Source organism: Natrononativus amylolyticus, assembly GCF_024362525.1.
Lineage (GTDB): Archaea > Halobacteriota > Halobacteria > Halobacteriales > Natrialbaceae > Natrononativus > Natrononativus amylolyticus.
Map to the genome: position 1 here is coordinate 384,862 of NZ_CP101458.1, position 22,276 is coordinate 407,137.

19 protein-coding genes and 1 pseudogene are annotated in these 22,276 nt (G+C 64.6%); 8 read left to right on the forward strand and 12 right to left on the reverse strand.

The window, feature by feature from the left end:
• Positions 1 to 58 precede the first annotated feature (58 nt).
• Entirely contained in the window at positions 59 to 301 is a 243-nt protein-coding gene (locus NMQ11_RS01870) for a hypothetical protein (RefSeq protein WP_255169690.1), read from the reverse strand.
• A gap of 303 nt (positions 302 to 604) precedes the next feature.
• Positions 605 to 994, reverse strand: a pseudogene (locus tag NMQ11_RS01875) (site-specific integrase); the annotation flags it as partial.
• A 664-nt stretch (positions 995 to 1,658) separates the two neighbouring features.
• Between NMQ11_RS01875 and NMQ11_RS01880 the strand changes: the two are divergent.
• The 5 genes from NMQ11_RS01880 to NMQ11_RS01900 all read left to right on the forward strand — a co-directional run bounded on the left by NMQ11_RS01880 (position 1,659) and on the right by NMQ11_RS01900 (position 6,545).
• Positions 1,659 to 3,713, forward strand: coding sequence for a hypothetical protein (locus NMQ11_RS01880; protein ID WP_255169692.1), 2,055 nt, complete (start codon positions 1,659 to 1,661; stop codon positions 3,711 to 3,713).
• Positions 3,714 to 3,901: 188 nt separating this feature from the next.
• A complete protein-coding gene (locus NMQ11_RS01885) occupies positions 3,902 to 4,576 on the forward strand; it encodes a hypothetical protein (RefSeq protein ID WP_255169693.1) in 675 nt (224 codons plus the stop codon).
• Entirely contained in the window at positions 4,573 to 4,983 is a 411-nt protein-coding gene (locus tag NMQ11_RS01890) for a hypothetical protein (protein ID WP_255169694.1), read from the forward strand. Before NMQ11_RS01885 ends, NMQ11_RS01890 begins: the two co-directional genes overlap by 4 nt.
• Positions 4,984 to 5,022: 39 nt before the next feature.
• Positions 5,023 to 5,775 carry a hypothetical protein gene (locus NMQ11_RS01895; protein ID WP_255169695.1) on the forward strand — a complete coding sequence of 251 codons (753 nt, stop codon included), beginning with the start codon at positions 5,023 to 5,025 and terminating at the stop codon, positions 5,773 to 5,775.
• On the forward strand, positions 5,772 to 6,545 hold the full coding sequence (locus NMQ11_RS01900) for a hypothetical protein (protein WP_255169696.1): 774 nt from the start codon (positions 5,772 to 5,774) through the stop codon (positions 6,543 to 6,545). The genes NMQ11_RS01895 and NMQ11_RS01900 overlap by 4 nt, the downstream gene beginning before the upstream one ends.
• Before the next feature lie 499 nt (positions 6,546 to 7,044).
• On the opposite strand, the gene NMQ11_RS01905 is transcribed toward NMQ11_RS01900, so the two are convergent.
• The 10 genes from NMQ11_RS01905 to NMQ11_RS01950 all read right to left on the reverse strand — a co-directional run bounded on the left by NMQ11_RS01905 (position 7,045) and on the right by NMQ11_RS01950 (position 17,504).
• The gene (locus NMQ11_RS01905; RefSeq protein ID WP_255169697.1) at positions 7,045 to 7,449 is read right to left on the reverse strand and encodes a helix-turn-helix transcriptional regulator; all 405 of its coding nucleotides are present in this window, start codon (positions 7,447 to 7,449) and stop codon (positions 7,045 to 7,047) included.
• A 167-nt stretch (positions 7,450 to 7,616) separates the two neighbouring features.
• Complete coding sequence (locus NMQ11_RS01910) at positions 7,617 to 7,847, reverse strand: Rdx family protein (protein WP_255169698.1); 231 nt, start codon at positions 7,845 to 7,847, stop codon at positions 7,617 to 7,619.
• 54 nt (positions 7,848 to 7,901) lie between these two features.
• The gene (gene surE, locus NMQ11_RS01915; protein WP_255169699.1) at positions 7,902 to 8,711 is read right to left on the reverse strand and encodes a 5'/3'-nucleotidase SurE; all 810 of its coding nucleotides are present in this window, start codon (positions 8,709 to 8,711) and stop codon (positions 7,902 to 7,904) included.
• Between the two features lie 43 nt (positions 8,712 to 8,754).
• Positions 8,755 to 10,254: a small ribosomal subunit Rsm22 family protein gene (locus NMQ11_RS01920; RefSeq protein WP_255169700.1), complete on the reverse strand. Its 1,500-nt coding sequence runs from the start codon at positions 10,252 to 10,254 to the stop codon at positions 8,755 to 8,757.
• On the reverse strand, positions 10,251 to 11,012 hold the full coding sequence (locus NMQ11_RS01925) for a prephenate dehydrogenase/arogenate dehydrogenase family protein (protein WP_255169701.1): 762 nt from the start codon (positions 11,010 to 11,012) through the stop codon (positions 10,251 to 10,253). The genes NMQ11_RS01920 and NMQ11_RS01925 overlap by 4 nt, the downstream gene beginning before the upstream one ends.
• A 73-nt stretch (positions 11,013 to 11,085) precedes the next feature.
• Complete coding sequence (locus NMQ11_RS01930) at positions 11,086 to 12,507, reverse strand: two-component system sensor histidine kinase NtrB (RefSeq protein ID WP_255169702.1); 1,422 nt, start codon at positions 12,505 to 12,507, stop codon at positions 11,086 to 11,088.
• Positions 12,508 to 12,530: 23 nt separating this feature from the next.
• Entirely contained in the window at positions 12,531 to 14,000 is a 1,470-nt protein-coding gene (locus NMQ11_RS01935) for an ATPase domain-containing protein (protein WP_255169703.1), read from the reverse strand.
• Between the two features lie 66 nt (positions 14,001 to 14,066).
• A complete protein-coding gene (locus NMQ11_RS01940; RefSeq protein ID WP_255169704.1) occupies positions 14,067 to 14,630 on the reverse strand; it encodes a response regulator in 564 nt (187 codons plus the stop codon).
• A gap of 307 nt (positions 14,631 to 14,937) precedes the next feature.
• The gene (locus NMQ11_RS01945) at positions 14,938 to 15,996 is read right to left on the reverse strand and encodes a helix-turn-helix transcriptional regulator (RefSeq protein WP_255169705.1); all 1,059 of its coding nucleotides are present in this window, start codon (positions 15,994 to 15,996) and stop codon (positions 14,938 to 14,940) included.
• A gap of 320 nt (positions 15,997 to 16,316) precedes the next feature.
• A complete protein-coding gene (locus tag NMQ11_RS01950; RefSeq protein WP_255169706.1) occupies positions 16,317 to 17,504 on the reverse strand; it encodes a M24 family metallopeptidase in 1,188 nt (395 codons plus the stop codon).
• Positions 17,505 to 17,608: 104 nt separating this feature from the next.
• Here NMQ11_RS01950 and aroA point away from each other — a divergent pair, with 104 nt between their 5' ends.
• From aroA to NMQ11_RS01965, 3 genes are all read left to right on the forward strand, one after another.
• The gene (gene aroA / locus NMQ11_RS01955; RefSeq protein WP_255169707.1) at positions 17,609 to 18,904 is read left to right on the forward strand and encodes a 3-phosphoshikimate 1-carboxyvinyltransferase; all 1,296 of its coding nucleotides are present in this window, start codon (positions 17,609 to 17,611) and stop codon (positions 18,902 to 18,904) included.
• Positions 18,905 to 19,005: 101 nt separating this feature from the next.
• Positions 19,006 to 20,160, forward strand: a complete 1,155-nt coding sequence (aroC, locus tag NMQ11_RS01960; RefSeq protein ID WP_255169708.1) for a chorismate synthase — start codon at positions 19,006 to 19,008, stop codon at positions 20,158 to 20,160.
• Positions 20,161 to 20,367: 207 nt separating this feature from the next.
• Positions 20,368 to 22,275 (forward strand): 2-oxoacid:acceptor oxidoreductase subunit alpha, encoded by a 1,908-nt coding sequence (locus NMQ11_RS01965; RefSeq protein WP_255169710.1) that lies wholly within the window; start codon positions 20,368 to 20,370, stop codon positions 22,273 to 22,275.
• Position 22,276 lies beyond the last annotated feature (1 nt).

Below are 22,276 nucleotides of genomic sequence, written 5' to 3' on the forward strand. Positions count from 1 at the left end.
GCACTGGCGTTCGGATAACGCGTCCGGATTCGATGAACGCCGCATCCGGTTCGCTTCGCTACCGACCGCGCTCGAACGCGACCGGGAATCGCGTCGCCAGAACGGCATCGGCATCGGCCTCGGCGATCCCCCAGTAGACGAACCGGTACTCGCCCGAGAGGAGCGGCCGAAGGCGGGTGAACTGGTCTTCGATCTCGAAGCCGCGCGGATGGATCGAGAGGTCCCACGTCACCGCGTCGTCCGGGTCGAGGGTGACTCGGCCGGACGGTTCGTAAGCGTCGGGATTGCCGAAGAGCGTCACCCACTCGCGCTCGCCGACCCGCTGCTGGAGGGCGATCGGCTCCCGCCCCCAAACCGCGACTGGTTCCGGCCGGTCGTTTCGCAGTGCGATTCGGTAATCGGTGCGCAGGCCGTCCGGGTAGGTCGTCGTCTCGACGGTGAGACGCAGCGTCGAACCACCGGGGTCGATCGCCAGTTCGTCTTCCTCGAGTGGGTAGGTCCAGCAGTTGTTGGTAGTCCCGCGGTCTTATTCGGGGTTTCCCGTGTGAGAAGTCGCGGAGAGGTAGTCTCAATCCGAATACTGGTGTCGCACTGGCAGTATCGTGGCGAGGTACTCGAGAATCGCCTCCGCGCGGTCGCGATCGAGCATCACGTCCCGCACGTTCTCCTTGTCCTTGAGGTCAGGCGAGAGCACCTTCTCGCTCAGATCGGGCTTCACGGCGTCGATCGTCTCGAGGAAGCGGACGAACACGCGAAGCGTGTCCATCTGGGTCTTCTCGGTGACGGGCGCGAGGCCGCTGTTGAAGTCGCGCCGCCAGAGGCGGAACTCATGGAGGTTGCGAACCGTGAGGTCGTTCAGGTTGTCGATCTCCTTCTCGTCGGTACACCAGCGCACGAAGTGGCCGAGCCGGGATCGGTGCGATCGGAGCGTCGCTTCGGTCACTTCGCGTCACCGATTATCGAGGCACAGTTCGAGAGCGTCATCTGGAGCGATGGGTTCGAGTTCATCGTGGTGCGTGGTTGGCTCGGCGTACCCGAACGGAGGCCGATCGCGCGTCGCATCGGTGTCGTCGCGTTATTCCGGATCTGTGACGGGCCGGAAATTACCCCTTCTGCGCCCATCCTGCCGCGTGACACCCGGGAGCCACATGGCGGCGCCGACCTGCTTATGACACCATTCCCGTGCTCGAGGGAGTACATCACGCTGTGATATAACCGTGTACGAGAACTGGGGCCTATTCGTCACCGGTCTCCGTAGCCACTCGAACAGCGGAAATTCGGAAACGATTCGGCCGAGGTTAAGGGCGATCTCACCTGATTATCGGTTTGGCTTCGAGGTCGCCGCATACACTGGTTGCCGAATCTACTACGAACCTGGTCGATTATTGCGACAGTTACCGTCGGTTCGCGAGCAGAGCGACTATCGTGGACCGACGTTGTTTTCGTCGCAGGCGTCGAACGTCGAGTATGAACCTCCCACTGTATTCTACGGTCCTGCTGTTCGTCATCGTCGGCCTCTCCCTTCTCGCGTTATTGTATATTTCCCTCAACTGGGACTGAACCCGATAGCCGTGAGGGAGTCCGCTCTCGCGGGTAGACTCGAGTCACCGGTGGGCGAACCGTGGAACCTATATTCCTACAGTAGTTCCATACTGTCAATGGCTGTGGATGTCGTTGATGAAGGACCGATCACCTTCACAGTAGACGACGCAACCATTCGCGTTCAGGATCGTATCGAAGGTCAAACCTTCCAGTTAGCTGCGTCCGGTGACCTATCACCCCAACCGGCTCTTACCGATCTGTTCGTATTTCCCGTCGATAGTGCAATCTCGATTACTACGACGGAACTCGAACTCGATCCTCACTTTGATGCGTATATACGGGATGAAGATGGGACGCATCTCGGTGGATTCGAGATAGGTGAACAATCATTTTCCGTCGGAACGTACTTTATCGAATTGACTGGAAGGATGAAGATCTACCTTCGAATAAGTGATGCTGGATTTTCTGCAACGTGTTCGGACCTCTTCTCGAACGATGCTTCACTCAATATCTCGTTCGATTCAGCGAGCACAGTTTCGGTCGGTGCCCGGTCCCTTCATACTCGTCCGCAAGATACCATTACAACCTCGAATGAACCGGACGCGATGATGGAAGCGATCTCCTATCTTGGTTCCTCGATAAAAGAGTTCTCTTGTGAACGATCGTGGCCGTCAATTCGGGGACATCCCCCACTGATTGAACTGAGCGATTCTCTCGAGATCCCTCCAGCACTTACCAAGCCCGAAACAGGCATAACGATCAGCGTACCTCCGACGCGTGCCGATATTTACCGAATCGCTCCGCTCGTTTTCTATCTCGGTGCTGACGTAGAACCCGGCGACCGAGCCGCAATTCACTTAGACAACGGATACACGGAACCGTTACGGTCATCACATCTCTCACTGGATGAATCAGTTGACCGTCTTCTCGACACATGTATACTTATGGACTCGTTAGTACGAATCGGCGGGTACTACACGTGTTCGCGCAGAGAATATCGGGAACTTGCGCCCGAATTACCGTTCTATCCACCGAACCTGTACAGTGAATCTCTATCCGATCAACTCATCGAGTATCTAGAGGTCCCGTTTTCAGTTATCGAACCGTATCTACCTGAAAGACCACTAACGACTGTTCTCCACTCTGGCGAATCCCACGTCAAATTCCTTCCGTACTTGTGCAACAAGCTTGCTAAGATCCGCGTTGAGGAAGTAGAGACCGCAACGGAACTAGATACATCTCGAACACAACCGACGGCGACTCCTCACGGACACGTACCCGGTTCACCGGAATCCGCATATCTCGTTCACGACTCGTTTATAAATTCCCTCTCAAACCGGCCCACGACCCAAGACCGGGCCAGATTCACGTTCATAATCTCTGAAAGAGGTAGGAGAGGGTTTCAGGAGTCCATCTCCGAACATCCGATGTACGTTACTGCAGACGAGGCTGTTTCGACGATCATAGACAAACCGACAAAACGAGAACTCAAACGAGTACTTACCGACGAGAGCGACTTCTTACATTGCGATTTAGCAGTCGTTGATGATGGGTTTGAATGCGTAGATGGTGTACTCCCGGTAGACGAAATCGAGACCGTAAGCACCAAATTCATCTCGGTCAGTGGGTGTAACGAACCTGATATCGGCGTTTCGCTCGTTGAAAAAGGTGCGGTTGCCGGGATCTGCACAGCGAGTTCGCCGTCGTCTCTCGAACTGATTCGACTATCTGGTTATCTGAGACGAGGGTTCTCCCCTGCGATGAGTGCCCAGCTCGCAGAATTATCTGCGAGCACTTCGTATCGATTTTTCGGCGATCCGACGTATACAGTAGTGGCTAACGGATCCGGGCATCTTCCAGTCTGTATGAACGTCACCTCGACCGGACTTGATACTCATTCGGTCGACATCTATTATCAACCTACCGACCGATACTGGATCGGGAGCACCTCTACCGTTTACGATGAGTCCTCTGCCGGATCCTATCAGCTATGTGGTTCTACGATCGAACAACCGCACTCCTACACTACACCTGAAATCGTCTCGTGTCTCGAGGACGATGATTTCGTTGTCAGACTCAATGGGAGTACGTACCACGGCGAAGTGCCTCCCTCGGAATCGCTAGTCCGAAACTCCGCTAGAAGTGTGCTCTCTGATTCCCAAAAACAATAACAGGATAACAATTCGCGCATTCCTCGTGCGTAGGCGCCAATCACTGAGTTACAGCATACGCAAGCCAAAGGACAAGGGAACCAACCGTGGTCCGACTTTTTGGATAACCGATGGTCGAAGACGACGCCACTCAGAGAGGGGACGATGCTGACTCGAGCGAACCAACAACTGACAACTCGGCTCGACTGTTGCCAGACGGTGGTGAAGACGAGTCCGACGAGGAAACGGAAGACGAAGAGGCCGACGAACCGGCAGACGACGAAGAAACGCAAGAAGAGGAGGAAACGGAGGACGAAGAGGCCGAAGAGGAGGAGGCGGACGAGGAAACGGAAGACGCCGAGGAGGACGAGTCCGAAGAAAGCGAGGAAGACGCCGAGGAGGGTGCGGATCTCGTTCACCTCGACCTCGAGGGACTGTTCCTCGACGTGCTGGGTCTCGAGGTCGACCTGAACGAGGTCGTCCTCAACGTCTCCGCACAGCCGGGATCGAACCGACTGCTCGGCAATCTGCTGTCGGCGGTGTCGGGACTACTCGACTCCGTCCCCGGGTCGCTGCTCGACGGCGCGAAGGACTCGATTCTCGGATTCCTCGGCGACCTATTCGGCGGTAGCGAGGACGAAGACGGCGAATCGGATGGCCCCGGTGCCGTTCGCAACGCGCTCTCCTCGATCGCAGAGCGGATCCGCGAGGCACTCACGAACGTGGTCCAGCAGCTGCCACTCGAGGAGATCATCGCCGGTGTCGTTCGGGAGCTGGTCAGCCAGTTGCTCGATAAACCGGCGTCGGCGATGGACGAGGTGACCGGCGACTCGGAGTCCGAAGAGTCCGAGGAAGACGAGCAGGAAGCGGAGGCCGAAGCATGAGCGAGGAGTCGGTCGTCGACCGGCTCGATTATGAACAGATCGTCGAGGAGATCGACGTCGAGAACATCCTCGAGGGAACCGAGTGGGAGGGCGCCGTCGACGACGAGCACCCGCTCGGCGAACAACTCGGCGGGAAGATCGGCGAGGTCGTCGGTCGGATGATCGGCGAGGCGGTCGGCCAGATGCTCGGCGAGATGCTGATCCAGAAGATCCTCGAGAGCGGAGACGGTGAAGCCGACGATTCCGAATCTGACGAGGCGGACGGCGACGCGGACGACGCCGACAGCGACGAGGAGGAAAGTGACGAGTCCGAGAACGGTGACGGAGAAAACGGTGAGGCCGAGGACGACGAGAGCGACGAGGAGTCCGACGACGACGAAGACGACCAGGACGATGACTCGGAGTGAGCCCGTCGGGGTGACGCTCCGGCCTGCGAGGTGGTCGCCGTGAGCGAGCAGTCGACGCTCAAGGAGCTCGTGGTCGAGGAGGTCAGCGAGCAGGTCAGTGTCGAGGCGCTGCTCGGCGACGACAGCCTCGAGGACAGCATCGACGCCAGCGAGATCGGTTCGTCCGTCGGTGGCGAGTTCGGCGCCCGCATCGGCCGGGCGGTCGGTGCGTCGATCGGCCGCGAGGTCCACGAGACCGTCGAAGCGGGAGTCGAGGCGGGTAAACAGCCTCGCGAGATCGGCGGCGAACTGAAGGGCGCCGTCGCGGACGGAACCGTCAACGCGTTCAGCGGCGGCGACGGGCGGCAAGCGCTCGAGTCGATGCTTCGTCCGCTCGCCGACGACGACGGGCTCGGCGAGGAACTCGTAGAAACCGAGGCCGTTCCGGGGATCGGTTCGGACGAGGCGGACGACGAATCGTCGGAAGGAGACGGAGCGGACGACGAAGACGAAACCGAGGAAGCGACCGAAGATGGGGAGAAAGACGACGAAACGGCGGCCGACGACGAACCGGAGGAGCCGCCGGGCGAACTCGAGGAGGAGCCGTCGGTCGAGGACCTCGAGAACCTGCGCCGGGAGACGCTCGAGGACTTCCTCGAGGTCATGTCCTACCGCGATCTTCAGTCGATCGCGAAACAGGTCGACGTGAAAGCGAACCTGAGCCACGAGGAGATGACCGAGCGGATCGTCGAGACGGTGACGGACGGCGAATCGGACGACGAGAGCGACGAATCGGCCGAGGGCGACTCATGAGCGAGGAGCTACACGACCGTATCGAAAGCGTTCTCGAGGACGCGGAGTCGCGCCTCGAGTCGCTTCCGGACGACGACGATGCGGAGTGGTCGGAACTGCTCGAGGACGAGGACAACCCGCTGCGTGAGGCAGCCGACGAGGCGGCGGCGCTGATCGACGACACGGACTCCGAATCGCTGCTCGAGGCGCTCTCGCTGACCTCGCTGCCCGACGGGAGCGAGCCGGAGTCGATCCCGCAGGCGATCGCCGAGGGCGACTCCGAGAAGGTCGAGACGCTGCAGGCGCTCACCCGCCTGTCGAAGCTCTCGGATAGCTGGGATGGCGACGACGAGAGCGCGCTCGAGGACCGCTTCGAGGACGTCCGCGAGACGCTGGCGGCACCGACGGACGAGGGCGAAGGCGCCGACGAGTCGTCGACCGACGAATCCGCCGACGCCGAGGACGACGGGCTCGACGTCGGGGAGTCGATCCAGTCGGCGATGTCCGATGCCTTCGACGGCTTCGGGGACGAGTTCCGCGAGGCGAAGACCCAGCTCGAGGGGCTCGTCGGAGACGACGAGGAAGCCAGCGGCGAAACGGAGGACGAGGAGACAGACGACGAGGACGAAGGCGATGACGGTGAGGACGGGCTCCTCGGCGGTACGGAGTCCTCGGGGTCGACGCGGCACTCGACGGTCGCACCCTCGCCGTCGAAACGGGCCGATATGAAGGGCGTCAAGCGTCACTCGACGATGCCCGACCGCGACAGCCGCTCGGGGATGGGGAACTGAGACGATCTGCTGTACCGATGGGCCGGCCAACTCGCTAACTGTCTCTGCGGGTGCGCCGGACCTGACGTGCGGGAGTCCGAACAACTCCCCGCGCGCCGTAACCCCGAGCGCAGACCGTGTAGCTCTGGGGCTTGCACGCTGTCGGGACGTCGACGGCGCCCGGGCGTACCTCTCAAACGGTGTGACTGAACCAGACGTTTATACGTACGGCCGACGACGGTACCGAATGACCAGGGACAGGGACTGGTCACCACGGCGTGTCGAGTCGTCGAGTGTCGTTTTCTCTAGTAGCCTCTGAAAGTCAGTACACACCTGCTCGCGCAGGCTCGCCCGAAGCCGGCCCCACCGCGCCGGTTTCGGGCGTCGCGTGCGAGCAGTGTGTAAACCCGTGTCTGTTGTTACTATACCGTACCCGTATCGAACCGGTTCGTTCTCGAGTCCGCCAGCCGCACGGCTCCGTGTCGCTCCGGCCTCGAAACAAACTCGGCACCGTGGATCGCTACTCGTGGAGGTGCGATCGGTATCCCTTCGGCTCGAACCCGCGCCGGCAGATGACGCGCTTCCGGCCGACGGTGATCGCGCTGATCTGGTTATCAGCTTCCATCTCGTCGATGATCGCCGCCAGGTGATCGCCCGACCAGCCCGTCTCCTCGACGATCGTCGACTCGTCTACTCGCCCACCACGTTTTACGAGCAGCCGGAGGATCTTGTCTTCGTCGGGGATGTCGTTTTCGTCGACGCCGTACTCGACTTGTTCTGCGTAGCTCAACGTTTCGTTCGCGCCGTCTGACCCGCCTGCGTCGCCTTCGGACGTCGGTTCGGCCTCGAGATCCGCAGTCGCGGTCCCGGCCGACTTCGACCGCCAGAGCGACGAGAGTCGGGTCCACAGTGTATTCAATACCATCTTGTCAGTCACCGTCCAGGGAGACTATCTCCAGTTGGACGCGCTCCTACCTTGATCTTATGCATCGGATGTTATATGTTTGTACCGTCGCGTCCACGGTCCGGGTTCGGCGCGCGGGTCAATAGCGATGGCCCTGCCATTCGCAAGCACCGCCACGCCGTCCGGCCTCACAGCCGGTCGCGAACGGTCCGGACGAGTCCGTCGACGTCGAACTCGTCGTCGGCCTTGTCGAAGACGACCTCGCCGTCGACCCGCACGACGAACACCCCGTGGTCGCCCGTCCGGAGGGTGACGGCCTCGAGGCGGTCGCCGAAGCTCTGCAACAGGGCGTACTGGACCGCCTGCGCTCGCTCGAGGAAGCCACACGGAACACAGTACTCGATTTCGACGGAGGTCACGCCCGCCGATTGGGCGCCCGCGGATAAATCCGTCCGGGTGCCGGCGAACGGCACTCAGCGACCCGCGCCGACGGCGTCGTGGTAGCGGTCGACGAGCCGGTCGAGCGCCTCGTGGCGGTGGGTCGTGTGCGGCGCGGTGAGCGGGGAGACGCTGATCCGCCCCTCGGCGACCGTCCGCCGGTCGGTCCCCTCGGGATCGGGGATCGCCTCGGGGTCCATCTCCTCCCAGACGCGGTCGTGGAGGACGACGGCGTCGCCGTTGCGAACCGCGTCCATCTCGTAGCGCCGCGAGGGCTGCGTGATCGTGATCGGGGCGGGCTCGTCGCCGGGCACCGGCGCGTTCACGTTGAGGTACGCCGCCTCCTCGAAGACGCCGCTCTCGAGGGCGTGTTCGGTGAGAAACGCCGTCGCGCGGACGGCCTCGGCGTACTCCTCGGGGGCCATCTCGACCTCGTGGAACGCGAGGTCGCCGGTGGGGACGTACAGCGAAGCCGCGATCGCGGGAACGCCGAAGAACGCCGCCTCGACCGCCGCGCTGATCGTTCCGGAGCGCCCGAGCACGTACTCCCCGAGGTTCGCGCCCTTGTTACAGCCGGAGACGACGATGTCGGGAACCGGTCCGAGCTCGGCGAGACCCGCTACCACGCAGTCGGCGGGCGTCCCCCCGATGGCGTAGCCGAGTTCGTGTTCGGTGACGTCCACCTCGTGGGAGATCGATCGGCCGACCGCGCTCTGGTCGTTCGCCGGGGCGACGACGGTGACGTTGCCGACCGCCGTCAGCGCCTCGTACAGCGCGCGAATGCCGGTGCTCTCGATCCCGTCGTCGTTCGTCAGGAGGATCTCGAGATCGTCGCGTTCGTCCATACCCTCCCGTGGGAGACCGGTGCGAAAAGGTCACCGCTTCCCCTCAGGCGAGGCGGTCGACGATCGTCTCCTCGTCGACGATCAGGTTGTACGCCCCCTCGTCGTCGTTCCAGAGCACCAGCGCCTGCTCGAAGCCGAGCACGGCGCCGTAGTCGGCCTCGAGCAGCGGGCGGTTGAGCGCCGTCTCCCGGGTGCAGACGGCGTACTGGTCGACCCGCTCGCTGCCGTCGCTGATCTTGAACAGCGGGTTTCGGTCCGGCGCGGGATCGACGCTCGCGCCGTCACCGCTCAGCGAGTGGCTGAGTTTGGCGGCGACCAGGTCGACGCGGTTCGTGACGTGTGCCTCCATCTCGGCCATCTTCGCCCACCGGCCGGAGTCGAGTTCGAGGTCGACGTAGCGGGCGCCGTCGAGGCGGAGCAACGAGTAGGAAAACTGCACGTCGACGTTGACGAACTCGCCCGGCTCGTGGTCGTCGTGGGTCGCCGCCCCGTCGAGTCGTCGCTGAAACGACGGCACCGCGAGATCCGGTCTGACGTCGAACGACCAGCCCCGATCCGTCGGCGTCTCGCCGGGCCAGAGGCGCACCGTCGGGCCGTAGACGGTCACGGACCGGGCGTCCCGTTCCGCCTCCTCGTCCGGCGAAGCGGGGATCGACCGACCCTCGAGGGCGCGCTCGAGTTCGCGCAGTTGAATGCTGGTTTGTTTGTCCGCCGGCGCCATCGCGAGCACCGTTCCGTCGGCCGCGAGCGCCCCGAGGTAGCGCTCGAGGACGGCCTCGGGGTCCGCGAGTTCGCTCAGGACGTTACAGGCGAGGACGAGGTCGAACCCCTCGCTGGCGTCGCCGCGCCCGACGGAGTGGGGGTCGAACGCCTCCGCGGTCGTCCGGTGCACCGTCGCGTGGACGTTCGGACCGGCCTCGCCGAGCAGCGCCTCGAGGACGTCGGCGCCGGCCCCCGGCTCGACCGCGTGGTACTCCACGAGCGCGTCTTCCGGGAGGTACTCGAACAGTCCCAGCGCGGGGCCGCCGACGCCCGCACCCACGTCGAGGACGCGCAGCCGCCGGCCGAGCAGCCCCCGCTCGGCGAGGTCCTCGAGGGCGTACTGGACCGCCGCGAAGTACGCCGGCAGGTGGTAGATCGCGTAGCCGGCGGCGACGTCGGCGTCGTACTCGACCGCCCGCCCGTCGAAGTAACGCGTCTTGAACCGCCGGATCGCCGAGCGGAGCAGATCGCCGGAGGCGTCCTCGTACCAGGAGGGGCCGTACCGGTCTGCGAGCAGCTCCTCGAGCCGGTTCGCGTAGCGGTCGGGTAGGGCCTCGACCGGCGTCCGACCCGGCGCCACCGGCTCGTCGCCGGCCGGAACGAACGTCCCGTCCTCGCGTTCGACCAGTCCGAGCGACACCGCCTCCTCGCGTAAGAGCTGTCGGACGACGGCCGGGTGGGGCGTCCCCTCGACGTACTCGCAGATCTCCTCGGGGTCGACCGGGCGCACGTTTCGGAGGTACTTCGCGTTCGAGCGGACGGCCTCCCGGCGGTCGGTCACTCGCCGTCACCCCGGCTCGCGGCCGCCGCGACCTGCTCGCCCGCCCGTCTGTACAGCGACTCGAACGCCTCGCCCTCGGCCGCCGCGAGCGACGACGCCGCCGCCGAAACGTCCTCGGCGCCGTCGAACGTCCGCTGGATGTCCGCGTACACCCGGGGGGTTCCGCCGGTGACCTGCCCGGCGAGTGCGAGCAGTTCGTCGTAGATCGGGGTCCCGAACCCCTCCGGAACCGGGTCGGCCGCCAGCGCGAACGCCAGAACGGCGGTGTGAGTCGCCGCCTGTACCGTCTCCATCGCCTCGTCGTGTTCGGCGGCGGTCGTCTCGAGGAGTTCGTTCCCCCGCGACTCGATGTCCTCGAGGAGTCCCTCGACTACCGGTCCGGACCGGGCGCGGACGACGGCGACCGTTCCGGGGGCCCGCTCGGGGGCGAACAGCGGGTGGAGGCTCGCGCGCTCGAGGTCGGGCGCCGCCTCGGCCATCGCGGCCAGCGGCGCCCCCATCACCCCCGAGACGTCGAGAACCGCCCGTTCCGCGCGCCCGACGTGGCTCTCGACGCTCGTCTCGATCTGGGACATCGGAACGGCGAGACAGACCGCGTCGTAGCGCCGGTCTCCCTCGAGGGCGTCGACGGCTCCGCCGACGGCGTCTGCGGCCTCGGCGGCGACGTCGGGGTCGACGTCGGCGAACGTCGCCCTCGCGTCGGTCGCGCGCGCGAACCACCGACCCATCGATCCGGCCCCGACGATCAGTACGTCCATTGGCGGTACGTATCCGCCCGCGTCGCAAAAGGAGTTCGATACCACGGACCGGCGCCGCTCGCCGCCGGGGCCCTCACCCGCTGCTCTGCTCGACGAAGGTGACGCCGTCGATCGTAAAGCGGGCGCCCCCGGGATCGCTGGCGTCGACCTCCCAGCCGTGTGCGGAGATGATCCGGTCGACGATGGTCAACCCGAGACCGGTCCCGTTCTCGGCGGTCGTATACCCCGACTCGAAGACGGCCCCGGGGTCGTCGGGTCCGATCCCGGGCCCGTCGTCCTCGACGTAGATGCCGCCGTCGGTGAGTCCGACGCGGACCGTCACCTCCGGGCCGACGTGTTCGATCGCGTTCTCGAACAGGTTCTTGAACACCTCCGTCAGCGGCCCCGGTTTCGCCAGCACTTCTCGATCGAGTTCATCCGTCTCGAGGGTCGCGGTCGACGGCGCCACCTGCTCCCAGGCCTCCTGGACGATCTCCTCGAGATCGGTCGGTTTCACCTCGCCGGTGGTGCGTCCGCGGCGAGCGACCGAGAGCAGTTCGTCGATCATTTCCTCCATCCGGACGAGCGCGTCGTCGACCTGTCCGAAGGCGTCGTCGTCGCCCTGACGCGCCATGTTCAGATACACCTGGGCGATGCCGAGCGGATTTCGCAGCTCGTGAGCGAGCATGCTCGCGAACTCGTCGAGGCGCTTGTTCTGTTCTTTGAGTTCGCGCTCGCGCCGCTCGCGGTCGGTGACGTCGTGGAGGAGACACAGCGCGGCGTCGTCGGCCGCCGCCGTCGAGACGGTCGCCGTGCTCACCTCCGCGTACCGCCGGCCGCCGGAGACGGGGTGATACTGGACGGTCCGCGTCTGGCCCTCCGCGCGGTCGTCGACCATCGACGCCAGCAGTTCGTCCGTCGTCTCCGAGGGGAAGACGGCACAGTCCTCGAGGCCCATCCCGAGCGCCTCGGGTCGAGAGAGGCTGGTCAGCCGGCAGAACGCGTCGTTGACGTCCTGTATCCGACCAGCGTCGTCTACGACGAACACCGGGTCGGGAGCGGTTTCGAACAGCGACCGAAAGCGCTGTTCGCTGTGGCGCTTTTGCTGATCCAGCTCCGTCGAGAGCTGGCGGCGGCGCAACAGCCCGTCGATCCGGGCCTTCAGCACCGTCTTCTGGAGCGGGACCACCGCAACCTCGTCGATCAGCTCCCAGGTCGCCGCGACGCGCTCGGTCTCCTCGCCCGACGCGAGCATGAGGTACGGCAGAAACCGCGGCGCGTCCCGGCACTTGCGGTCGGCCAGCCGATCCCGGTGGCGGACGAACGACCGCTCGTCGACGACGCACAGATCGAACCCGTCGTCGATCGCGTCGCTCGAGGTGACGACCGTCCCGCCGTAGGTCTCACGCAGCCAGTCGACGAGAAGCGTCCGATCGCGCCCGTGTTCGATCAGGACGAGTACTCTGCCGACGCCCGTCTCGAACTTCGACCCACCCGATGTCGTGTTTCTCGTCATCAGTCATGTTCCCCGTACCACGGTCATCGACTGACTTCGCGTCCGGTGTTCTCGTCGTCGATCCACCGCGGCTGTCCGCTCAGGATTCCGCGAAGCTCGGTCAGCGGCTCGCCGACTTTGAGGCCGTGACTCGAGATTTCGAACTCCCGGAGCGTGCGCTCGAAGTCGCTCGTCCGCTTTTTCAACACGCCGGTCGCCTTGCGCATCTCGCCGTTGATCTCGAGGTGGCGGAGGATGAGGATGTTGTCGGCGAGGTAGCTCAGGTTCCGTTTCGTCGCCTCGAATTCGCCGGTGACCGCGCCGACCTCCTCGATGAAGATGACGGTGACGCCGGCGTTTTTCAGGTATCGGCCGAGCGTGTGTAGCTTCCGGACGAGGTCGGGGTCGGCGCCGCGAAGCGAGAGTCGATAGCCGTCGATGCCGTCGATCATGACGATCTTCGTGTCGTTCTCCTCGACGTCCTCCCTGACGAGTTGTGCGAACTCCTGGGCGGACTTGTCGAGCGGTTCGATCTCCCTGATCCCGAGCCGGCCCTGTTCGGCCATCTGCTTGACCGGCATGTTGATCTTCTCGGCCCGCTCGAAGAGCGTGCGCTTCGTCTCCTCGAACATGTAGATCGTCGACCGCTCGCCCCGGCCGGCGGCCTCCTTGAGGAACTGCGTGCCGGTCGTCGTCTTGCCGACGCCCGTCGGCCCGCTGATGATCGTGACGGTTCCCCGCTCCAGCCCGCCGTTGAGCATCTCGTCGACCTCGGGAACGCCGAACGGGAGCGTCTCGTCGGGGACCTCCTGGACGTTCGAACTCGGCACCAGTTCGGGATAGACCGAGGCGCCGTCGTCGCGGATCCGCAGCGTGTGCTTTCCGCCCCGAACCCCGGAACCCCGGAACTTGGGGATCGTGATCGACCGGCCGTACTGGGTTCGCTCGAGCTGGATGGTGCCGTCGGTCAGAAACTGCAGGTCGTCGTCCGACGTCGACTCCGTGTTCTGTGAGGTGAAGACGACGGTGGCACCGTTCTCTTTGAGAAACCGCATGAACGAGATGACCTGCTGGCGGAACTGGAACTCGTCGGAGGTGATGTGTCGAAGCCGCGTCACCGGGTCGATGAAAACCCGATCCGGCGAGAGCGACTCGACGCGCTCGGTGATCTCCTCGGTTACCGACTCCTTTTCGACCTCGTTCGGCTCGAAGATGTCGTAGGTCTGCTTCTCGACGAAGACGTCGGAGTCGGGGCTCAGGTCCAGAAAGTTGACGCCCTCGAGATCGATTCCGACGGTCGCGGCGTTGCGCTTGATATCCGTCTCGGTCTCTTCTAAGTTGACGTAGAGGGTGGTTTCGTCGTTTTCGACCCCCTTTTCGAGGTACTGGCTGCCGAGAATCGACTTTCCGGTGCCGGGGTCGCCCCGAATGAGGTAGCTCCGGCCGGGTATCAGCCCGCCACGAATAATGTCGTCCAAGCCGTCGGTACCGGTCGAGATACGCTCGTCGGTCATACTTCTGATTGACTGTGGATTTTTTTCCACAGTGCATATGCGTATCGGTGCGCCGTGGCGCCGGCCTCAACTCTTGAGTTCGAAGAACTCCGCACGCAGGTCGTCGTCGTCGAGCTGTTCGGTCGCGTCGGAGACGTTCTCGTACAGGGCGTCGAGTTGCTTTTTGAGCTGCTGGTACTCCGCGTGGTCTTCGAGCTCCGAACGGGTCTTCTTCGCCTCGAGCGTCCCCTTCTTCGAGGCGAGTGCGAGCAGCTCCTGCATCTGGTCGTCGTACTCCGACCGACGAAGCAGCGTCTCGACGGTCTCGAGGAGGCGGTCGGCCTCCGAAACCGGCTTGACGAGGTAGGTGTCGTACCCCAACTCGAGAATATCGAAGCTCGGCTCGACCGCAGAGACCATCGCGACGCGACAGTCGTATCCCCGCTCGCGGACCGTCTCGAGAACCTCGTCGCCGGAGATTCCCGGCATCCGACGGTCGAGCAACACGACGTCGATTGAATCGTCCATCAGTTCGAGCGCCTGCTCTCCGTCGTACGCGGTTTTTACAGTGTACTCCTCGGAAAGCCACTGGGCGTGGGCATCGGCGATAGCTGGCTCGTCGTCGACGACGAGAACGGTCGGATCTGACATACGTGCTGGGTTCGGTTCGACCACTGACGCTCTGCTGGCCGAACTGATTTAACAGTATGTCCATCATATGCCGCGGTATTTAATTGCTTCTATCTACCCACCCTCGTGGACACCTCACGACCTCGAGCGCTTCTCGATACTCTCACTGTGGCGATACGTCCTGACACCGGAGAGTCGATCGAGAACCGTGGAAATACGGCTCTACAGACTTTCTCACCGCCAACTTCCTCGTCTGATAGAAAAAACTCCGACGTATGTACTATTAACCATACTGTAGCGAACGCTGATACTCTCCGGGTCGCGGTGCTCAGTTCGTCGCTTCCTCGTACGGCGAGTCGGCCGCGTCGGGCTCGTACCCGCTCAGGAAGACGAGGTTGCCCCGGCCGATCTGGAAGCGGGTGATCATCCCCTTCTCTTCCATGGCGGAGAGTTTCCTGCTGACCGACGACCGGGACCAGTCGGTCTCCGCGACGATGTCGGTCTGTTTCATCCGGCCGCCGCTCTGGAGAAGGAGCTGACGAATCCGCTCGTCGTCGGTGAGCAACATCTCGTCGTCGATCCCGTCGGTTGCCGCGTTCGACTCGTCGGCTGCGGACTGGTCGGCGTCGGCGTCGGTGCTGTCAGCCGTCGCGTCGCCGGTGAACAGTCCCCGGACGCGGGAGACGACCTGTTCGAGGGCGGACGTGCCCTTCTCGGTTTCCGCCGAGGCCGAATCGGTAGTCGTCGAGCCCGCGTCGGACTCGTGCCCGACCGACTCGGCGCCAGCAGGCGACGGCGTCGGCGGCGTCTCGCGGGTGCGTTCGGGGTTGGCGCCGGGCGAGGAGATGGCCCACTCGCCGTCTTCGATTTCGACGACGACGTCGAACAGTACCTTGAGCGTGTTCAGCGTCTCCTGATCGTGGAGGTCGGGATCGGCCTGGTAGTAGCCGGTTGCCCCGGTCGCCGTGACTTTGTGGGTGAGGATGTGGAGATAGCGGAAGACGGTGTCGAAGTCGACGTACTCGAGCAGGACCGTCAGCGTCTGTACCGATAGCACGGTTCGCCGGTCGGTGCTGGCCCACTCGTCGAACCGCTGGCCGACGGGCGCGATGATCTCCATCGGATCGCGTGGATCGACCGCTTGCGCTTCGACCGACCGGGAGAGGTTCTCCTCGAGTTCCTCGACGGACGACTGCATCTGTCCGGCGTGGATAAACGAGAGACCGGCGGGAAGCTCGCCCGCCTTCGATCGCCAGTCTTCGACCCACAGGTGTGGCGGCTGCGTGTACGTCACCGCGAGCAGGTTCATCTCCTCGGGCGGCGTCGCCGAAACGAGCTCGATGAAGCTGTGGCTTCCGGTGGGCGTCAGCGGGGCCAAAACGAGCACGTTCGAAGCGTCTTCGAGGTGATCGCGTAGTAGCTCAGACGTATTCATTCCGACGGTGTGGGCGTCCGTTTGGACGATCCGTTCGATTCGTTACTCATGGCTTGGGTGCCTACGGATTATTAATCTACTGTTCACACCCGACGCTCGCCCGGCGTCCGTGTGCTCGCGTTCGGGTTCGCCGCTTCTCCATCCGGTCTCAGGGCTCCCTCACCCCACACGATCCGTTCCAATATATAATACGATGGTCTTCGCCAGCATAATGTGTATGTATTATATTTAATGGTATTTATATACTTCTGGCCGAAAACGCCAGCGATACCTCACTCGTCGGCCGGCGAAGGGGTGATCGAGACGGGGTACTCCGTCAGGTTCTCGTACCCGTTCTCGGTGACGGCGACGAGGTCTTCGATTCGGACGCCGCCGACCGCGGGATCGTAAATTCCCGGCTCGATCGTGATCACGTGGCCCGCCTCGAGTTCGTCGCCGCGCGGGGAGATACTCGGCTGCTCGTGGATGTCCAGCCCGACGCCGTGGCCGGTGCTGTGGATGAATCCCGTCTCCGTTGCCGGGTCGCTCCGCAACGTCTCGTAGCCGGCCTCCTCGATCACGTCGCAGGCCGCGTCGTGGACGTCTGCACCGGTGACACCGGCCTCGACCGTCCGGAGGGCGGCTTCGAACGCCTCGCGGGTGACGTCGTAGCGCCGGCGGACCTCCTCGCTCGGTTCTCCGCGGACGAACGTCCGGGTCATGTCCCCGTAGTACTTCGTCTCCTTGTCCCGCGGGAAGATGTCGATCACGATCGGCGAGTCAGCCTCGAGCGGCCCGCTGCCGCGGTCGTGGGGGTCTGCGCCCTGCTCGCCGCCGGCGACGATCGTCTCGTCGAGCGCGCAGCCGTGGCGCAACAGCGTGAGCTCGATCGCCTCCGTGACGCGCTCGCTGGTCACCACCTCCCCGTCGAGGACCAGCACGCCGTCGTCGATCTCCGCCCGCGCGAGCATGTCCTCGGCGACGGCCATCGCCGCCTCGTTCGCCGCCTGCGTCTCCCTGACGTACTCGATCTCCTCGGCGGTCTTGATCGAGCGGATATCGGCGACGACGCCCTCGGTCTCGACGGTGACCTCGAGACCCTGCTCGCGGAGGCCGTCGGCCGTTCCGGTCGGAAAGTTCCGCGGTACCGCAACGGATCCGACGTCGTGGTCGTCGAGGAACGCCGCGAGTCCGCGAGCTTTCCCCTCGTAGGCGCCGTACTCGGCTTGCAGCGACGGCAGGTCGTACGTCGACGTGCGCGTCACCGAGTCCGCGCTGGCCTCCTTTTCGGCCCGACCGTACTCGAGGCCGGATACCAGCAGGTGGACGCCGTCGTCGGTGACGAGCGTCTGGTAGGCGTCGGGGGCGGCGAAACCGGAGACGTACCGCTGGTCCGAATCCGAGGCGTCGTCGTCGATGAGATAGCCGTCAACGCCGTTTTCGGCGATCGCGTCGCGAAGCGATGAGAGATCGACGTTCATGAACGGGTCTGTGCATGGCGGCTACATAATTACGAGGATTGCGGAACGAGGTACGATTGACCACCATCGGTAGCGGTATAGGGTGGCCGACCCACACCCCGAGCATGCACGTTACGATCTCGCCGTCGAGCGTCCGCGGGGCGGTCCGCGCGCCGCCGTCGAAGAGCTACACACACCGGGCGATCCTCGCGTCGGGGTACGCCCCCGGTGCGACCGTTCACGACCCGCTCTGGAGCGCCGATACGCGCGCGACCGCCCGCGCCGTCGACCTGTTCGGCGGCGACGTCTCCCGAATCGACGACCGCCTCGAGATCGACGGCTTCGACGGTCGGCCGTCGGTCCCGGTGGACGTCATCGACTGCGCCAACAGCGGGACGACGATGCGGCTGGTCACCGCGACGGCCGCGCTGGCTGACGGGACGACCGTGCTCACCGGTGACGACTCGCTTCGCTCGCGCCCGCAGGGCCCGCTGCTCGAGGCGATCGCCGATCTCGGCGGCCGGGCCCGGAGCACCCGGGGGAACGGTCAGGCGCCGCTGGTCGTCACCGGTCCGATCGAGGGCGGTACGGTGTCGATCCCGGGCGACGTCTCCTCGCAGTACGTCACGGCGCTGTTGATGGCCGGCGCGGTGACCGAGGAGGGCCTCGAGATCGCCCTCGAGACGGCGCTCAAATCGGCGCCCTACGTCGACATCACCCTCGAAGTGCTCGCGGCGTTCGGCGTCGAGGCTCGCCGAACCGAGTCCGGCTTCGCGGTCGCGGGCGGCCAGCGGTACGATCCGGTCGGCGGCGAGTACCGCGTCCCCGGCGACTTCTCGTCGATCTCGTACCTCGCGGCGATGGGCGCCGTCGCGGCCACAGACGGCGAGGCGGTGCGGATCGAGGGCGCCTACCCCAGCGCACAGGGCGACAGCGCCATCCTCGAGGTGCTCGAGCGGATGGGCGCCGACGTCGAGTGGGACCGGGAGGCGGGCGTCGTCTCGGTTTCCCGGAGCGATCTCGAGGGCATCGAGGTCTCAGTCGAGGACACGCCGGACCTGCTGCCGACGATCGCCGTCCTCGGCGCGGTGGCCGACGGTGAGACGCGGATCACGAACGCCGAACACGTTCGCTACAAGGAGACCGATCGCGTGCGCGCGATGGCGGAGGAGCTCGGAACGCTGGGCGTCGAGACGACGGAGGAACGCGACAGTCTGACGGTCCACGGCGGCGAGTCGACGCTTTCGGGCGCGACGGTCGACGGCCGCGGGGACCACCGGATCGTCATGTCACTCGCCGTCGCGGGGCTCGTCGCCGACGGGGAGACGACGATCCGGGGGGCGGACCACGTCGACGTCTCGTTTCCCGACTTCTTCGACGTCCTCGAGGGAGTGGGGGGATCGCTCGAGCGTCACGACTGAGCCCCGCCGCGGCCGTAAACGTCGGCGCGAGGCGACGGGTTCGCGCCTGATTTTGCACCGATCCTGCACCCATAAGTGTGCGCGTCTCCGAGGGGCAGCCAATGAACGGCAACCGCTTCGGTCGCCTCTTCCAGGTGACCACGTTCGGCGAGAGCCACGGCGAGGCGATGGGCTGTACCGTCTCGGGGTGTCCCGCCGGTCTCGAGCTCACGGAAGACGATATCCAGGCCGATCTCGACCGGCGCAAGCCCGGCCAGTCGATGATCACGACCAGCCGCGGCGAGCCGGACTCGGTCTCGATCAAGTCCGGCGTCCAGGACGGCTACACGACGGGAACGCCGATCGGAATGGTCATCGAGAACAAGGACGCCCGCTCGGGCAAGTACGAACCCTTCATCACCGCGCCGCGGCCGAGCCACGGCGACTTCACCTACTCCGCGAAGTTCGGCACACGAAACTGGGGCGGCGGCGGCCGCTCGTCGGCCCGCGAGACGGTCAACTGGGTCGCTGCGGGGGCCATCGCGAAGAAGTTGCTCGCCCTCCAGGGCGTCGACCTCAAAGCGCACGTCAACCAGATCGGCGACGTCTGCGCCCCCGAGGTGAGCTTCGAGGAGATACTCGAGTACAGCGAGGAGAACGACGTCCGGTGTGCCCACCCCGACACCGCCGAGCGGATGCAGGAGCTGATCGCGGAGTACCAGGAGGAAGGTGACTCCATCGGCGGCAGCATCTACTTCGAGGCCCGCGGGGTGCCCGTGGGACTGGGTGCGCCCCGATTCGACTCGCTCTCGGCCCGCCTCGGCCAGGCGATGATGGCGGTTCCCGCGACGACGGCGTTCGAGTTCGGCCTCGGGCGCGAGGCCGCCGAGTGGACCGGCAAGGAGCGAAACGACGACTGGGAGTTCGGCCCGGACGGCGAGCCGAAACCCGTCGAGAACGACCACGGCGGCATCCAGGGCGGCATCAGCTCCGGCGAGCCGATCTACGGCGAGGTCACCCTCCACGCGCCGACGTCGATCCCGAAAGAACAGCAAACCGTCGACTGGGAGACCGGCGAGGTCGTCGACGACGCGCAGGTGATCGGCCGCCACGACCCGGTGTTGCCGCCGCGGGGCGTTCCCGTCGTCGAGGCGATGCTGGCGCTCACCCTCGTCGACTTCACCCTGCTCTCCGGGCGGCTCAACCCCGATCGCGTCGACGGAAACCCCGGTGAGTACGACACCGACTACCACCCGAGTAACCCGGCCAACGAGTAGCGTCGACGCCGGCCCCTGACGGGGATCGTGCGTACCGCGGTGTACAATTTCCAATCAATTTTCTATGCATGTTCGCCAGCGGAGACGTTCGACGGCGCAAGGACGTTCATCCTTCACGAAAGATTCTTGGTAATCTATAGCAAAGGCTTTAGGTTCGGTGGGGCAAAATTCCGGATACCGCTGGCCTACCAGGGCCACACCCTACCTATGAGCGACGATGAACTTATCTGGCGAATCGCAGGCGGTTCCGGAGACGGGATCGACTCGACGAGCCAGAACTTCGCGAAAGCGCTGATGCGCTCGGGGCTGGACGTCTTTACTCACCGCCACTATCCGTCACGGATTCGCGGCGGCCACACCTACGTCGAGATCCGCGCAGCAGGGCACGAGGTACAGTCACGGGGCGACGGCTACAACTTCCTCCTCGCGCTGGGCGATTCCTTCGCCCGGAACCCGAAGGAAGAAGCCTACTACGGCAACGAGGAGATCAAGCCGCTCTCGGAGAACTTAGACGAACTCCGCGAGGGCGGCATCATCGTCTACGACGAGGGGCTGCTCGGCGAGGAGGACGTCGCAGAGCTCGACCTCGAGGAGCGCGCCGAGGAGAACGACTGGCACGTCTTCCCGCTCGACCTGCGCTCGCTCGCCAAAGAACACGGCCGCGAGGTCATGCGCAACACCGCGGGCGTGGGCGCGACCGCGGCGCTGCTCGAGATGGACCTCGCTCACATCGAGGATCTGATGGAAGACGCCATGTCCGGGGACGTCCTCGAGGCGAACCTGGACATCCTTCACGAGGCCCACGACACGGTCGCCGAGGAGTACGACTTCGAGCACGACCTGCGCGTGCCGACGGGCGAACACGACGACGAGCAGGCGCTGCTGTCGGGGTCGAACGCGATCGCCTACGGCGCCCTCGACGCCGGCTGTCGCTTCATCGCCGGCTACCCGATGACCCCGTGGACCGACGTGTTCACGATCATGTCCCAGAACCTGCCCGAGATCGGCGGAATCTCCGAGCAGGTCGAGGACGAGATCGCTGCGGCCGCGCTCGCGGTGGGTGCGAGCCACGCCGGCGCGAAGGCCATGTCCGGCTCCTCCGGCGGCGGTTTCGCGCTGATGAGCGAACCGCTCGGTCTGGCGGAGATGACCGAGACGCCGATCGTGTTGCTCGAGTCGATGCGCGCCGGTCCCTCGACGGGGATGCCGACGAAACCCGAGCAGGGCGACCTCGAGTTCACCCTCTACACGAGCCAGGGCGACTCCTCGCGGGTCGTCTTCGCGCCGGGGAACGTCGAGGAGGCCTACGAGCAGACCCGACTGGCGTTCCACATCGCCTACGAGTACCAGATCCCCTCGATCATCATATACGACCAGAAGCTCTCCGGCGAGAACACGAACGTCGACGTAAGCTTCTTCGACCGCGAGCCCGCGCCGGATCTGGGCTCGACCCTGACTGAAGAGGAGCTCGCGGAGGCCGCCCACGACGCCTCCGGGAAGTTCCACCGCTTCCAGCACGAGCCCGACGGCGACAACCACGTCAGCCCGCGCTCGCTGCCGGGTCAGCAGGGCGGTCGCTACCTCGCGACGGGTAACGAACACACCCCCGCCGGCCACATCAGCGAGGACCCCGACAACCGGGTCTTCCAGATGGAACGGCGGATCCAGAAGCTCGAGTCGATCCGCGAGGAACTCGACGACGAACACGAGTCGAACCAGACCTACTTCGGCGACGAGACGGCCGACTTCGGCATCATCACCTGGGGCTCCTCTCAGGGTGTCGTCGTCGAGGCCGTCGAGCGCCTGAACGAGCAAGGACACGCGGTAAAGGGCATCGGCGTCTCCGACATGATGCCGTTCCCCGAGAGCGAGATGGTCGAGTTCATCGAGAGCGTCGACCAGGCGATGGTCGTCGAGATGAACGCCACCGCCCAGTTCCGCGGCCTGATCCAGAAGGAACTCGGTCGCTACGGCGACAAGCTCACGAGTCTGCTCAAGTACAACGGCAACCCGTTCGAACCGGCGGAGATCGTCGAGGGCTACGAACTGAACGTCAACGGCTCGGACGAGGAACCGAGCGCACAGGTTCGCATCGAACCCGCAGCAGGTGACTAAT